10 protein-coding genes and 4 pseudogenes are annotated in these 13,610 nt (G+C 74.7%); 9 read left to right on the top strand and 5 right to left on the bottom strand.

All coding sequences use genetic code 11. The features are described from left to right. Positions 1 to 92: 92 nt before the first annotated feature. Positions 93 to 724: pseudogene (locus tag AC1VL8_RS00660) on the bottom strand (O-methyltransferase). Between the two features lie 223 nt (positions 725 to 947). Here AC1VL8_RS00660 and sigE point away from each other — a divergent pair. The 8 genes and pseudogenes from sigE (at position 948) to AC1VL8_RS00620 (ending at position 8,540) form a co-directional block, all read left to right on the top strand. Next, entirely contained in the window at positions 948 to 1,556 is a 609-nt protein-coding gene (gene sigE / locus AC1VL8_RS00655; RefSeq protein ID WP_389230921.1) for an RNA polymerase sigma factor SigE, read from the top strand. Continuing rightward, complete coding sequence (locus AC1VL8_RS00650) at positions 1,553 to 2,659, top strand: zf-HC2 domain-containing protein (protein WP_483073730.1); 1,107 nt, start codon at positions 1,553 to 1,555, stop codon at positions 2,657 to 2,659. Before sigE ends, AC1VL8_RS00650 begins: the two co-directional genes overlap by 4 nt. Further along, entirely contained in the window at positions 2,656 to 4,092 is a 1,437-nt protein-coding gene (locus AC1VL8_RS00645) for a S1C family serine protease (RefSeq protein ID WP_483073729.1), read from the top strand. The genes AC1VL8_RS00650 and AC1VL8_RS00645 overlap by 4 nt, the downstream gene beginning before the upstream one ends. A gap of 44 nt (positions 4,093 to 4,136) precedes the next feature. Further along, positions 4,137 to 4,541, top strand: coding sequence for a twin-arginine translocase TatA/TatE family subunit (locus tag AC1VL8_RS00640; protein ID WP_389230911.1), 405 nt, complete (start codon positions 4,137 to 4,139; stop codon positions 4,539 to 4,541). Between the two features lie 59 nt (positions 4,542 to 4,600). Next, positions 4,601 to 5,623, top strand: coding sequence for a tryptophan--tRNA ligase (gene trpS / locus AC1VL8_RS00635; protein ID WP_389230908.1), 1,023 nt, complete (start codon positions 4,601 to 4,603; stop codon positions 5,621 to 5,623). Then, the gene (locus tag AC1VL8_RS00630; protein ID WP_483073728.1) at positions 5,620 to 6,162 is read left to right on the top strand and encodes a 2'-5' RNA ligase family protein; all 543 of its coding nucleotides are present in this window, start codon (positions 5,620 to 5,622) and stop codon (positions 6,160 to 6,162) included. The genes trpS and AC1VL8_RS00630 overlap by 4 nt, the downstream gene beginning before the upstream one ends. A gap of 26 nt (positions 6,163 to 6,188) precedes the next feature. Next, positions 6,189 to 7,234, top strand: a pseudogene (locus AC1VL8_RS00625) (YihY/virulence factor BrkB family protein). A gap of 349 nt (positions 7,235 to 7,583) precedes the next feature. Further along, positions 7,584 to 8,540 (top strand): hypothetical protein, encoded by a 957-nt coding sequence (locus AC1VL8_RS00620; RefSeq protein WP_483073727.1) that lies wholly within the window; start codon positions 7,584 to 7,586, stop codon positions 8,538 to 8,540. Between the two features lie 132 nt (positions 8,541 to 8,672). Here the strand turns inward: AC1VL8_RS00620 and AC1VL8_RS00615 are convergent. From AC1VL8_RS00615 to sdhC, 4 genes and pseudogenes are all read right to left on the bottom strand, one after another. Then, positions 8,673 to 9,439: pseudogene (locus AC1VL8_RS00615) on the bottom strand (succinate dehydrogenase iron-sulfur subunit). Continuing rightward, positions 9,439 to 11,278 (bottom strand): annotated as a pseudogene (gene sdhA / locus AC1VL8_RS00610) (succinate dehydrogenase flavoprotein subunit). The pseudogenes AC1VL8_RS00615 and sdhA overlap by 1 nt, the downstream one beginning before the upstream one ends. 34 nt (positions 11,279 to 11,312) lie before the next feature. Further along, entirely contained in the window at positions 11,313 to 11,762 is a 450-nt protein-coding gene (gene sdhD, locus AC1VL8_RS00605; protein WP_483073726.1) for a succinate dehydrogenase, hydrophobic membrane anchor protein, read from the bottom strand. Then, positions 11,762 to 12,097: a succinate dehydrogenase, cytochrome b556 subunit gene (gene sdhC / locus AC1VL8_RS00600; protein WP_389232562.1), complete on the bottom strand. Its 336-nt coding sequence runs from the start codon at positions 12,095 to 12,097 to the stop codon at positions 11,762 to 11,764. Before sdhC ends, sdhD begins: the two co-directional genes overlap by 1 nt. Before the next feature lie 313 nt (positions 12,098 to 12,410). Between sdhC and AC1VL8_RS00595 the strand changes: the two genes are divergently transcribed. After that, entirely contained in the window at positions 12,411 to 13,568 is a 1,158-nt protein-coding gene (locus tag AC1VL8_RS00595; protein ID WP_483073725.1) for a mannose-1-phosphate guanylyltransferase, read from the top strand. The last annotated feature ends 42 nt before the right edge of the window (positions 13,569 to 13,610 follow it).

Below are 13,610 nucleotides of genomic sequence, written 5' to 3'. Positions count from 1 at the left end.
CCGCGTCCCCGTCCCCGGGGTGCGCGGGCGTCGTGCTGCGTGCACGACCGGGGCCCCGGCGGCCGCCGGGCGGTGCGACCTCGGTGCGGGGGTCAGCGGCGGACGGCGACCAGGAGGCCGTCGCCCGCGGTGAGCAGCGCCGGGAGCAGGCGGTCGTCCTCGCGGACCCGCCGACCGGTCTCCCGGACGATCGTCGTGGCCTCGTCGCGCCGCGCGGGGTCGGCGACCCGGTCGTGCCACAGCGCGTCGTCCACGGCCAGCACGCCGCCCGGGCGCAGCAGCCGCACCGCCTGCTCGACGTACGCGGGGTAGCCTCGACGTCCGCGTCGACGAACACCAGGTCGTACGCGCCGTCGGTCAGCCGCGGCAGCACGTCGAGCGCCCGGCCGGAGATCGTCCGGGTGCGCGCGGGCCGCACGCCCTCCTCGGCGAACGCCGCCTTCGCGGCGCGCTGGTGCTCGACCTCGACGTCGATCGTGGTGAGCACGCCGTCCGACGGCATCCCGCGCAGCAGGTGCAGGCCGCTGACCCCGGCACCGGTGCCGACCTCGACCACCGCGCGCGCACGGGCCGCCGCCGCGAGCACGGTCAGCGCCGCGCCCGTCCCCGCCTGGACCGGCGTGCAGCCGAGCTCGCCGGCGCGGTCGCGGGCCCGCAGCAGCGTCTCGTCCTCCGGGCTGAAGCCCTCGGCGTAGACCCAGCTGGCGGCCTTGTCGGTGGCGATGGTGTCCTCCTGGGACGTGCGTGGTGCGCCGGGCACCGGCGTGCGTGCGGCGCGGGTGCGCGCGTGCGTCAGCCTAGTGCGCGCGCCCCCGCGAGCCGGTCGGGGAACTCGGCGGGTCGCGCGCGCGTTCTCCCCTGACCAGGCCGGTTCGCCACCGGACCGCGCGCCTGGGATGATGGACCACCGAGCCGCACCCGCGCGGCCCTCGACGTGAAGGACGTGGATGGCGACCTCGTTGCCCGACCCGGACTGGCAGCCCCCGACGTGGGAGGCGATCGTCCGGGAGCACTCCACGCGCGTCTACCGCCTGGCGTACCGCCTCACCGGCAACCGGCACGACGCCGAGGACCTCACGCAGGAGGTCTTCGTCCGGGTGTTCCGGTCCCTGTCGACGTACACGCCCGGGACCTTCGAGGGCTGGCTGCACCGCATCACGACCAACCTGTTCCTCGACGGCGCGCGACGCCGGCAGCGGATCCGGATGGACGCGATGGGCGAGGACGGCGACCGCTACCCGGCCACCGACGGCGGCCCGGAGCGTGCGTTCGAGCACGACAACCTCGACGTCGACATCCAGCGCGCGCTCGACGAGCTGCCCCCGGAGTACCGCGCCGCCGTGGTGCTCTGCGACATCGAGGGGCTGTCGTACGAGGAGATCGCCGTCACGCTCGGCATCAAGCTCGGCACCGTCCGCTCCCGCATCCACCGGGCCCGGGCCCGGCTGCGGGTCTCCCTCGAGCACCGCGCGCCCGCCGCGGTGCGCGCCGGCCTCGCGGAGCCGGCCGACGCCGACCTCGGCCCCGGGGTGACCGCCACGGCAGGCTCCCGGTGAGCGCCCACCTCGGCGACCGGGTCAGCGCCCTCGTCGACGGCCAGCTCAGCCCGGCCGCCACGGAGCGCGCGCTCGCGCACGTCACCTGCTGCGCCCGCTGCGCCGCCGACCTCGCCTCCGCCCGCGCCGCCCGCCGGGTGCTGTCCGACGCGCACGACGTCCGGCCCGCTGGCGACCTCACCGCGCGCCTGCTCGCGCTCGGCTGTCCGCCGGACCCCCGCTCGGTGCCCGGCGCCGACCGGCAGCGCACCGCCGGTGAGACCGCCCGCGCCACCGCCCGGCCGATGGACCCGTTCGTGCCGCCGTCCGGCGCGCGGCCGGTGCAGCACACCGGCGCGTCCGGTGCGCTCGACGGCCTGCTGGCGGGTGGTCGCACCCTGCTCGGCCAGGGGCAGGGCGTCCTCGGCGGCGACCGCGGCGTCCTCGGCTCGCGCCCCGTGCTGGGCGGCCGCGGTGTCCTCGCCGGCGCTGGCGCCGGCCGCCGGGGCCTGCGCGCCGCCGTCGGCTCCCTCACCGGGCTCGGCGTCGTCGCCGTGGGTCTGTTCCTGCTGGGCGACCGCCCGGAGGTCGCCCCCGCGACCGCCTCCGCGGACGCGCTCCAGGTGCTCGGCAACGGCGGGGCACCCGCGCTCCCCGCGGCCGTCACCGACCCGGTCGCCGAGCCCGCCGAGGGTGCCTCCACCCAGGAGTACCTGGACTGGATGCGCGCTCAGGGCTGGACCTGCCCCGCGGAGGTCCCCGAGGGCTGGTCCGTCACCTCGGTGCGGCTGCGCGACGCCGGCAGCACCCTCGAGCTCGACCTGACCGGACCGACCGGCGGCGAGGTCGTCGTCACCGAGCAGCAGGGCCGCCTCGACGTGTCCGCGCTCACCGCGGCCGACCGCCTCGACCTCGACGGCCGCACGGTCTACCTGCTGTCCACCGCGCCGTGGCACGCCGCCTGGCAGTCGGGGGACACCGTCGTCGAGGTCGTCTCCGCCGGCAGCGGGCCGGAGGTCGCGACCGTCGTGCAGCAGTTCCCCGACGGCGGGTTCGACGCCGGGATCCCCGCCCGCCTGACCCGCGGGTGGGACACGTTCACCGCCGCGATGCACCTGCCGTGACGACGCCCGAGCAGCCGCTCCCGCCCGGGCAGCACGACCGCGACGTGCCCGCGCCGCAGGACCGCAACCCGTTCGCGCCGCCGACCCGCCCGGCGACCCCGCCCGCCGACCCGTTCGCCCCGCCGGCCGCCGCACCCGCGGGCTGGACGGCGCCGCCGGCCGGCTGGTCCGTGCGCCCGGGCACGCACCGCCCGGCGGCGTGGCCCGCCGCGGCGCCGCTGCCCACCGACCCCGGTGCCGCCCCCGCCCCGGTGCTGGGCGCGGGTCCCGTGCCGGGGGCGGGCGTCCCGCCGTACCCCGAGTTCGCGCCACCCACCCGCCCGCGCCGCCGGCGCCGGATCCCGCTCGGCGTCGTCGCCGGTCTGGTCGTGGTGGCGTTCGGCGCGGGGCTGGTCGGCGGGGTCGTCGGCAGCCGCGTCGAGTCCGACGACGCCCGGCTCGTGGATGCCGGTCTGCCCGCGTCCGTCGGCACGGGGGCGGGGGACCGGGCGCCGGACAGCGTCGCCGGAATCGCCGAGCGGGTGCTGCCCTCGGTCGTGTCGATCGAGGTCTCCGCGGCGTCGGGGTCGTCCACCGGCTCGGGTTTCGTGCTCCGGCAGGACGGCTACATCCTCACCAACCACCACGTCGTGGCGGCCGCCACCACCGCCGGGGCGACGGTCGTCGTCCTGCTCGCGGACGGCTCGCAGCTCGACGCGACGGTCGTCGGCAGCACCGCGGAGTACGACCTCGCGGTCCTCAAGGTCGAGGCCGAGGGCCTCACCCCGCTGGTGCTCGGCGTCTCCGAGGACGTGCAGGTCGGCGACCCGGTGGTCGCGGTCGGCGCGCCGCTCGGGCTGGCCGGCACGGTCACGTCGGGCATCGTCAGCGCCCGGAACCGTCCGGTGGCCGCCGGTGACGGCGCCGAGTCCACCGCGTTCATCAACGCGATCCAGACCGACGCGGCGATCAACCCCGGCAACTCCGGCGGTCCGCTGGTGAACGCCGCCGGTGAGGTCGTCGGCATCAACTCCGCCATCGCGCAGCCGCCCGGCACGTCCGCGACCAGCGGCGGCAGCATCGGCCTCGGCTTCGCGATCCCGTCCGACCAGGCGCGCCGCACCGCCGAGCAGCTGATCGAGACCGGCCGCGCCACCTACCCGGTGATCGGCGTCCTGCTCGACTCCGGCTACACCGGTGAGGGCGTGCGGGTCGCCGGCGAGCCGCAGGCCGGCCAGCAGCCGGTCACCCCCGGCGGCCCCGCCGACCGTGCGGGCATCCGGCCCGGGGACGTCGTGCTGTCCATCGACGGGCGCCCCGTGACCGCGTCGGACGAGCTGATCGTCGCGATCCGCGCGCGGACGCCCGGCGAGGCCGTGCTGCTGCGGGTGCGCGACGCCGGCGGCGCCGAGCGGGACGTGCGCGTCGTCCTGGACGAGTCCCCGCGGGGCTGACCAGGGCAGTGTCCGCCGCGGGCCCCGGACGGTAGCCTGGGGCGGTGTTCTTCGACATCAACGGCGGCGAGTTCCTCGTGATCCTGCTCGTCGCCGTGATCGTCGTCGGCCCCAAGCGGCTCCCCGGGTACGCGGAGCAGCTCGCCCGCCTGGTCAAGCAGGGCCGCGGCATGCTCGCCGACGCGCGCCGCCGCGTGGACGACGAGCTCGGCGACGAGGTCAAGGACATCGACTGGGAGGCGCTGGACCCCCGGCGCTACGACCCGCGCCGCATCGTCCGGGACGCCCTGCTGGACACCGACGCCGCCCCCGCGGGCGCGCGCACCGCCGCGTCCGCCGCCGGTGCCGGGGCCGCCGGCCGCGCCGCCCGGGCCGCGGCACCCGCGCCGCCCGCACCCACCCCGCTCGAGCCCGGCGCGCCCGCGCCGTTCGACGACGAGGCCACCTGAGGCGACCCCGTCCCCACCCGTTGTCCGGGCCCCCGCCCCCGAACCGTCAGAATGGACCCATGGTCTCCGCCCGCCCCCGCATCTTCTCCGGGATGCAGCCCACCTCCGACTCCCTCCACCTCGGCAACTACCTGGGCGCCCTGACCCAGTGGGTCGCCCTGCAGGACGCGTACGACGCCCTGTACTGCGTGGTGGACCTGCACGCCCTGACCGTCGCCCCGGACCCCGCGCTGCTGCGCGAGCGGACGCGGCGGACGGCCGCCCAGTACCTGGCGGCGGGCGTGGACCCGGAGCGGTCGATCCTGTTCGTGCAGTCGCACGTCGCGGAGCACGCGGAGCTGTCCTGGCTGCTGTCCTGCGTCACGGGCTTCGGCGAGGCCGGGCGGATGACGCAGTTCAAGGACAAGTCCGCCAAGCACGGTGCCGAGGGCACGACCGTCGGGCTGTTCACCTACCCGATCCTCATGGCGGCGGACATCCTCCTGTACGACACGGCCCTCGTGCCGGTCGGCGAGGACCAGCGCCAGCACCTCGAGCTGACGCGCGACCTGGCGCAGCGGCTGAACTCGCGGTTCGGCGACGACACCGCGGTCGTCCCCGAGGCGCACATCGTCAAGGCGACCGCCAAGATCTACGACCTGCAGGACCCGACCGCGAAGATGAGCAAGTCGGCGTCGAGCCCGAACGGCATCATCGAGCTGCTCGACCCGCCGAAGACGGTGACGAAGCGCATCAAGTCGGCCGTCACCGACGCGATCGGCGAGGTCCGCTACGACCGGGAGCACCAGCCCGGGGTCGCGAACCTGCTGACCATCTTCTCCGCCCTCACCGGACGGGACGTCGACGCGATCGTCGCCGACTACGCGGGCAAGGGCTACGGCCACCTCAAGGTCGACCTGGCGGAGGTCGTCACCGACTTCCTCACCCCGTTCCAGGAGCGCGTCGACGGCTACCTGTCGGACCCGGCCACGCTGGACGCCGTGCTCGAGGACGGCGCCGAGCGCGCCCGGGACATCGCGCAGCGCACCCTCGACCGGGTCTCCGACCGGTTCGGCCTGCTGCCGCGTCGCCGGACGACATGAACCCGACCGGGCCGTTCGGCGAGGAGGTGCGGATCGGCGTCGCCGTGACCGTGCCCCCGCCGTTCGACGCCCAGCTCCGGGCGGCCCGGGCCCGGGTCGGCGACCCCGCCGCGGACCTGATCCAGCCGCACATCACGCTGCTCGGCCCGACGGTGCTGCCGGTGGCGTCCCTGCTCGCCGTCGAGGAGCACCTCCGGGAGGTCGCCGCCCGGCACGCGCCGTTCGCCGTGCACCTGCGCGGGACGGCGTCGTTCCGGCCGGTGTCGCCGGTGGTGTTCGTCGAGGTCGTCGAGGGCATCGCGTCGTGCGAGCTGCTCGAGGTCGACATCCGGACCGGCGTGCTGGAGCAGGACCTGCGGTTCCACTACCACCCGCACGTCACCGTGGCGCACGACGTCCCGGACGACGCGCTCGACCGGGCCTTCGTCGAGATGGCGGACTTCGAGGCGCGCTTCGACGTCGCCGAGATCCACGCGTTCGAGCACGGCGACGACGGCGAGTGGCGCACGATGGGCGCGTTCGCCCTCGGCGGGGCCTGACCTGCACCTCGAGCCGGTGGCTCGGGATGCCGACCCGCGGGCGGCCTCCTAGGGTCGGGCGCATGGGTATCCCGGCCGAACCGCGAGGCGCCGGGCGCGCGCACGCCGACGTGAGCAGCACCGAGGACGTGGCCGCGGGCAACCGCCGGGACATCGGCCGTCGCGCCTACCCGGGCGGGTTCGCGGGCGTCGTCGCCCGGGTGCAGGCCCTGCTCGGGTGGTGGCAGCGGAGCCGCCCGGGGCGCGCCAACGCGCGGTTCGGCGCCGCCGGCGGCGGGGTGCTCACCGGCGGCATCGCGTACGCGACGATCTTCTCGGTGTTCGCCGGGCTGACCATCGGCTACACCGTCTTCATGGCGGTGCTCGGCAACAACGCCGGGCTCCGGCAGACCGTCCTCGACACCGTCGACGCGAACCTGCCCGGCCTGGTCAAGACCAGCAGCGAGGACAACGGCGTCATCGACCCCGCCGACCTGGTGCTGAGCACCGGCGTCGGCGTCGCGGGACTGGTCGCCCTCGTCGTGCTGCTGGTGAGCGCCATCTCCGCGATGGCCGCGCTGCGGACCGCGGTCCGGGCGATGTTCCAGGCCGACGGCCCCGGCGGCAACATCGTGGCCGGCAAGCTCCGGGACTCGGCGGGTTCGCGGGCATCGGCCTGGCGATCCTGCTGTCCGCGGTGCTGAGCATCGTGACGACGACCGCCGCGGACTGGGCACTGGCCGCGCTCGGGCTGGAGGACTCGACGGTCGGGTCGATCGTGCTGCGGTGCGCGGGCATCGCCGTGGCGTTCGTGGTCGACGCCGTGACGTTCTGGCTGATCGTCGTGGTGCTCGCCGGGCAGCGGCCGGCGTGGCCGGACCTCCGCCAGGGGATGCTCGTCGCCGGCCTCGGGCTCGGCGTGGTCCGGGTGCTGGGGACGTCGGTCGTCGCCGGCTCCGCCGACAAGAACGCGGTGCTGGCGTCGTTCGCGGTGATCGTGACGCTCCTGATCTGGATCAACCTCATCGCCCGGATCGTCCTGCTCGCCGCCGCCTGGACCGCCGACCCGGAACCCGCCGACCCCACCCCCTGACCCGCCCCGCCCGCCCGCCCCGCCCGCTCGCCCCGCCCTCCGCCCGCCCGCCCGCCCGCCCCGCCCGGGTGGATCCATCCCGGGAGGCTCGCCGAGGTGTGTCGACACGAGCGCTCCACCCGAGGGCTCGGCCGCGCCGAGTGGATCCACCCTGGCGCCGGAGGGGACGACGCACCGGCGCGGTGGTGCGGGTGGTACCGGTGGCACAGGATCGCGGGGCGGGTCTCCGGACCGCGCCCGGGCGACGACGCGGCCCCGAGCTTCTCCACAGGTGGCTCGTCCGCCCGTCGTCCCCAGACGGCGGGGATGTGGATCGACCTCGGGGCGTGGTCGGGTGCAGCGTCGCCGCATGAGGACCCACGACGCACTCCCCGCGGTGCTGACCACGCGGCAGGCCGCTGAGCGCGGTGCCCTGGCGCTGCTCAGGAACGGGACGTACCGGCGAGTCGGCCACGGCGTCCACCTGGTCGCCGGCGCGGACCGCTCGGACCCGGACGTGCGCACGGCCGTCGCCACGGCCGGCCTGCCGCCCGGCGTGGTGGTCGGAGGTTGGGCAGCGGCGCGAGCCCATGAACGGCGGTCGCTACGGAGAGGCGACGTGGCGCAGTTCGACGGCTGGGACCGCGGTCGACGCGCGCCGGGCGCGGTGCTGCTGCTCGCCGGGCGGCGGACCCGGCTCGTCGACACGCCGTTCCGCCGGCTGCTCCGGAGTCCGGTCCCGCCGGACGAACGGTGCTGCGTCGACGGGCTGGTGGTGACGACCCCGCTCCGCACCGCGTTCGACCTCGCGCGCCTGGCGACGGTCGACGAGGGGGTGATCGCCCTGGACAGGTTGCGGGCGATCGACGTCATCGCGCCGGACGCTCTGGCACGTCTCGTCGCGGAACGCAGCCGTTGGCAGGGCAGCGCCCGGGCTCGGAGGGTCCTCGCGCTCTCGGCCGACGGCGTCGAGTCGCCCCAGGAGTCCGTGCTGCGGCTGCTCTGGCGGGAGGCCGGTCTGCCGATGCCCAGGTGCAACGCGTCGGTCTTCGACGGTGCGGGGGCGTTCGTCGCCCGCGTCGACCTCATCGACCCGGCGCTGGGGCTGGTAGGCGAGTACGACGGCGCGGTGCACGCCGCGGCTCAGCGGCGGAGCAGGGACGCCGAGCGGCAGGAGCGGCTCGAGGCGCTGGGGCTGGTCGTCGTGCGTGCGACCGCGACCGACGTCGCCGACGGGGCGGGGCGGGACGACTGGAGCGCCCGCCTGCGTCGTGCGGCCGCCCGGGCTCGCCTCCGTACCGGGCCGAGGCCCTGGACCGTGCGCTGATCGAGGTCGGCCGGTCCCGTGGACGACTCGTGTCGACACGCATCGGCGCGCCTACCCGTGTGGATCCACCCTGGGCTGGTTCGCGGGGTGGATCCACACGGGGAGGGACGGGGGACGGGAGAGAGAGGAGGGTCAGAACGCGCGGGTGATCATCGCGCGCTTGACCTCCTGGATCGCCTTGGTGACCTCGATGCCGCGGGGGCAGGCCTCGGTGCAGTTGAAGGTGGTCCGGCAGCGCCAGACGCCCTCCTTGTCGTTGAGGATCTCGAGCCGCTGGGCGGCCCCCTCGTCGCGGCTGTCGAAGATGAACCGGTGCGCGTTGACGATCGCCGCGGGGCCGAAGTACTGGCCGTCGGTCCAGAACACCGGGCAGGGCTCGTGCACGCGGCGCACAGGATGCACTTGGTGGTGTCGTCGAACCGGGCGCGCTCCTCGGCGGACTGCAGCCGCTCGCGCGACGGCTCGGTGCCGGTGGTGATGAGGAACGGCATGATCTCGCGGTAGGAGGCGAAGAACGGCTCCATGTCCACGACGAGGTCCTTGATGACCGGCAGGCCCTTGATGGGCTCGACGGTGATCGGCTTGTCGGGGTTGAGGTCCTTGAGCAGGGCCTTGCACGCGAGCCGGTTGCGGCCGTTGATCCGCATGGCGTCGGAGCCGCAGACGCCGTGCGCGCAGGAGCGGCGGAACGTCAGGGAGCCGTCGGACTCCCACTTGATCTTGTGCAGGGCGTCGAGCAGCCGGTCGGTGCCGTGGGCGGTGACCGTGTGCTCCTCCCAGTACGCCTCGTCGCCGTGCGTCTCCGGGGTGTAGCGGCGGATCTTGAGGGTGACCTCGAACGAGGGGATCTCCCCGGCCTTGGGCTCGGCGGCGGCCGAGCGCTCTGCGACAGCAGTCATCAGTACTTCCGCTCCATCGGCTGGTACACGGTGGTCACGACGGGCTTGGTGCCCAGGAGCACGACCGGGCGGCCCGGCCCGGGCAGCGGGACCTCCTCGCCCTTCGGCGCGGAGCCGGCGGGGGAGTCGACCGGCACGCCGGGGACCCGGCGGTAGGCCATCGTGTGCTCCATGAAGTTCTCGTCGTCGCGGTTCGGGTAGTCCTCGCGGAAGTGCCCGCCGCGGGACTCGCGCCGGTTGAGCGCCCCGACGACGACGGTCTCGGCGATGTCGAGCAGGAACCCGAGCTCGAGCGCCTCGATGAGGTCGGTGTTGAACGCCCGGCCCTTGTCCTGGACGGACACCCGGGAGTAGCGCTCCTGGAGCACCTGGATGTCGGCGAACGCCTGGCGCAGCGACTCCGCGGTGCGGAACACCTGGGCGTTGGTGTCCATCGTCTGCTGCAGCTCGCGGCGGACGTCGGACACGCGCTCGCCCTGGGGTCGTTCGCGCATCTGCTCGAGCTGGGCGACGACCGCGGCCTCCGGGGTGTCGGGCAGGTCGACCCAGGGGGCGGTCGCGGCGTACTCGGCGGCGGAGATGCCCGCGCGCTTGCCGAACACGTTGATGTCGAGCAGGGAGTTGGTGCCGAGCCGGTTCGACCCGTGGACGGACACGCACGCGACCTCGCCGGCGGCGTACAGGCCCTTCACCACGTGGTTCGTGTCCCGGAGCACCTCGGCCTCGACGTTGGTCGGGACCCCGCCCATCGCGTAGTGCGCGGTCGGGTAGACGGGCACGGGCTCGGTGTACGGCTCGATGCCGAGGTAGGTGCGGGCGAACTCGGTGATGTCCGGGAAGCTTCGCGTCGATGTGCGCGGGGTCCAGGTGGGTCAGGTCGAGCAGCACGTAGTCCTTGTTCGGGCCCGCGCCGCGGCCCTCGCGCACCTCGTTCGCCATCGCGCGCGCCACGATGTCGCGGGGCGCGAGGTCCTTGATCGTGGGTGCGTACCGCTCCATGAAGCGCTCGCCGTCGGCGTTGCGGAGGATGCCGCCCTCGCCGCGCGCGGCCTCGGACAGCAGGATCCCGAGGCCGGCGAGGCCGGTCGGGTGGAACTGGAAGAACTCCATGTCCTCCAGCGGCAGCCCACGGCGGTAGGCGAGCGCCATGCCGTCGCCGGTGAGGGTGTGGGCGTTGGAGGTCGTCTTGTAGATCTTGCCGGCGCCGCCGGTCGCGAGGACCACGGACTTGGCGCGGAAGATGTGGATCTCCCCGGTGGCGAGCTCGTAGGCGACGACGCCCGAGACGGCCACGTCCTCGCCGTCCGGCACCTCGCGGCCGGTGAGGTCGTGGGTGAGCAGCAGGTCGAGCACGTAGAACTCGTTGAAGAACGCGACCTCGTTCTTCACGCACTGCTGGTAGAGCGTCTGCAGGATCATGTGCCCGGTGCGGTCCGCCGCGTAGCAGGCCCGGCGCACGGCGGCCTCGCCGTGGTTGCGGGTGTGCCCGCCGAACCGGCGCTGGTCGATCCGGCCCTCGGGGGTGCGGTTGAACGGCAGGCCCATCCGCTCCAGGTCGAGCACGGCGTCGACGGCCTCGTTCGCCATGATCGTCGCCGCGTCCTGGTCGACGAGGTAGTCGCCGCCCTTGACGGTGTCGAAGGTGTGCCACTCGGGGTTGTCGTCCTCGACGTTGCCGAGGGCGGCGCACATGCCTCCCTGGGCGGCGCCGGTGTGCGAGCGGGTCGGGTAGAGCTTCGAGATCACCGCGGTGCGGGTGCGGGCCGAGGACTCGAGCGCGGCACGCATGCCCGCGCCGCCGGCACCGACGATGACGACGTCGAACTGGTGGGTCTGCATCGGGGTCGATGCCTCCAAAGCTGTGCGAGGGGGGTCAGGCGGTGCAGAACGACGGCAGCAGGTCGGCCGGGCTGTTCGGGGGGCACGGGTCGAACGTGAAGATCACGAGGGTGCCGAGCACGACGACGACGGTGAACGCCACGTAGAGGGCGAGCTTGAGCACCAGGCGGGTGCCGTCCTTGCGGGCGTAGTCGTTGATGATCGTCCGCACGCCGTTGGTGCCGTGGATCATGGCGAGCCAGAGCATCAGCAGGTCCCAGATCTGCCAGAACGGGGACGCCCACTTGCCGGCGACGAAGCCGAAGTCGATGGCGGAGATGCCCTCGCCGGCGACCAGGTTGACGAACAGGTGGCCGAAGATCAGCACGAGCAGGACGACGCCGGACGCGCGCATGAACACCCAGCCGTAGAGGCTCCAGTTGCCCCGGGAGGTCCGGCGGCCGGGGCCGGCGGCGCGGGTGCGGGGGGCGGGGATCGTGGTCATCACTCGCCTCCGAAGACGTGCATGAGGTGGCGCGGCAGGAACCCGGCCATCGTGAGGGCGAACAGCCCGAGCACGACCCAGAGCATGACGCGCTGGTACTTCGCGCCCTTCGACCAGAAGTCGACCAGCATGATCCGGATGCCGTTGAAGGCGTGGAACACGATGGCGGCGACGAGGCCGGCCTCGCCGAGCCCCATGACGGGGTTCTTGTAGGTGCCGATCACGGCGTTGTACGCCTCGGGGGAGACCCGCACGAGCGACGTGTCGAGCACGTGCACGAGCAGGAAGAAGAAGATCGCGAAGCCGGTGATGCGGTGGGCGACCCAGGACCACATGCCTTCGCGGCCGCGGTAGAGGGTGCCGCCGGGGCGCGGTGCCGTGGGGGCGGCGTCGTTGCGCGGTTCGGCTGGCGCAGTGGGCACGGGAGGCCTCCTGGCGAGTTCGGGCGGGACTGCAGTGTCCGGTCAGATCACTGTAGTGATGGTGCGACCTGCTGCCCGTCCCGGAAGACTCGAACGGCCGGACTGTGACCAAGCGCACACGTCGATCGGGACCGAGGTCCCACGCGACGGAGGTCGCCCGGCGCCACCACCCACCCGGGTGACGGCGGCCCGGTTCATCCCGGTCCCTCCCGATACGCTGCCCCGCATGTCCCAGACCCCGGCGACGTCCGCTGCGCCCGTCCAGCCCCAGCCGATCGACGGCTTCCACGCCGTCGTCCCCGCCGGCGGAGCCGGCACCCGGCTGTGGCCGCTGTCCCGCCAGGGTGCGCCCAAGTTCCTCCACGACCTGACCGGCACGGGCCGCACCCTGCTGCAGGGCACCGTCGACCGGCTGGTGCCGCTCACCGGCGCTGCGGGGGTGCTCGTCGTCACCGGCGTCCGGCACGCCGAGGCCGTGTCGGCCCAGCTCCCGGAGCTCGGCGCGGAGCAGGTCGTCGCCGAGCCGTCACCCCGGGACTCGATGGCCGCGATCGGCCTCGCCGCCGCGATCCTCGCCGAGCGGCACGGGCCGGACGTCGTGCTCGGCTCGTTCGCCGCGGACCAGGTCATCGAGGACCTCCCGCAGTTCTGGTCCGCGGTCACCGAGGGCGTCGCCGCGGCGCGCGCCGGGTACGTGGTGACCATCGGCATCACCGCGACGGAGCCGTCGACGGCCTTCGGGTACGTCCGGTCGTCGGAGCCGCTGGGCGTCGAGGGCGCGGCGAGCGCGCGGCACGTCGCCGGGTTCACCGAGAAGCCCGACGCCGAGACCGCCGCCGCCTACCTCGCCACCGGCGACTACCGCTGGAACGCCGGCATGTTCATCGTGTCCGCCGGCGTGCTGCTGGACCACCTCGCGACCCAGCTGCCGACGCTGGCCGCGGGCCTGCGCACGATCGCGGCGGCCTGGGACGACCCGGAGCGCCGGGACGCCGTGCTCACCGAGGTCTGGCCGGGGCTGACGAAGATCGCCATCGACCACGCCATCGCGGAGCCGGTGGCCGCGACCGGCGGCGTCGCCGTGGTCCCCGGCGACTTCACCTGGGACGACGTGGGCGACTTCGCCTCGCTCGCGACCCTGCTGCCCCCGGTCGACGCCGACGGCGCGCGCACCCTCGGCGACGACGCGCTCGTGCAGCGGATCGGCGCCCCGGGCGCGGTCGTGGTGCCCGCGGACGGCCGCACCGTGACGGTGCTCGGCATCCCCGACGCCGTGGTGGTCGACACCCCGGACGCGCTGCTCGTCACCACCCGGGCGCACGCCCAGGCCGTGAAGGGCGCGGTGGACGGCTGGCGGGGCCGCGGGCGCGAGGACCTGGCCTGATCCGTCCACGGGCCGGGCGCGCACCTGCCGCGACCTGCGCCG

The sequence above is a fragment of the Cellulomonas sp. KU4C genome, from assembly GCF_056868065.1.
The sequence above is the reverse complement of the archived record's forward strand: the minus strand, read 5'-3'. Positions and strand labels throughout refer to the sequence as shown.

What these genes read in the sequence shown, in the direction of transcription:
- trpS (WP_389230908.1), top strand. Translation starts at nt 4,601, where the DNA reads ATGGTCTCCGCCCGCCCCCGCATCTTCTCCGGGATGCAGCCCACCTCC.
- sigE (WP_389230921.1), top strand. Translation starts at nt 948, where the DNA reads ATGGCGACCTCGTTGCCCGACCCGGACTGGCAGCCCCCGACGTGGGAG.
- sdhD (WP_483073726.1), bottom strand. Translation starts at nt 11,762, where the DNA reads ATGACCACGATCCCCGCCCCCCGCACCCGCGCCGCCGGCCCCGGCCGC.
- AC1VL8_RS00620 (WP_483073727.1), top strand. Translation starts at nt 7,584, where the DNA reads ATGAGGACCCACGACGCACTCCCCGCGGTGCTGACCACGCGGCAGGCC.
- AC1VL8_RS00595 (WP_483073725.1), top strand. Translation starts at nt 12,411, where the DNA reads ATGTCCCAGACCCCGGCGACGTCCGCTGCGCCCGTCCAGCCCCAGCCG.
- sdhC (WP_389232562.1), bottom strand. Translation starts at nt 12,097, where the DNA reads ATGTGGTCCTGGGTCGCCCACCGCATCACCGGCTTCGCGATCTTCTTC.
- AC1VL8_RS00630 (WP_483073728.1), top strand. Translation starts at nt 5,620, where the DNA reads ATGAACCCGACCGGGCCGTTCGGCGAGGAGGTGCGGATCGGCGTCGCC.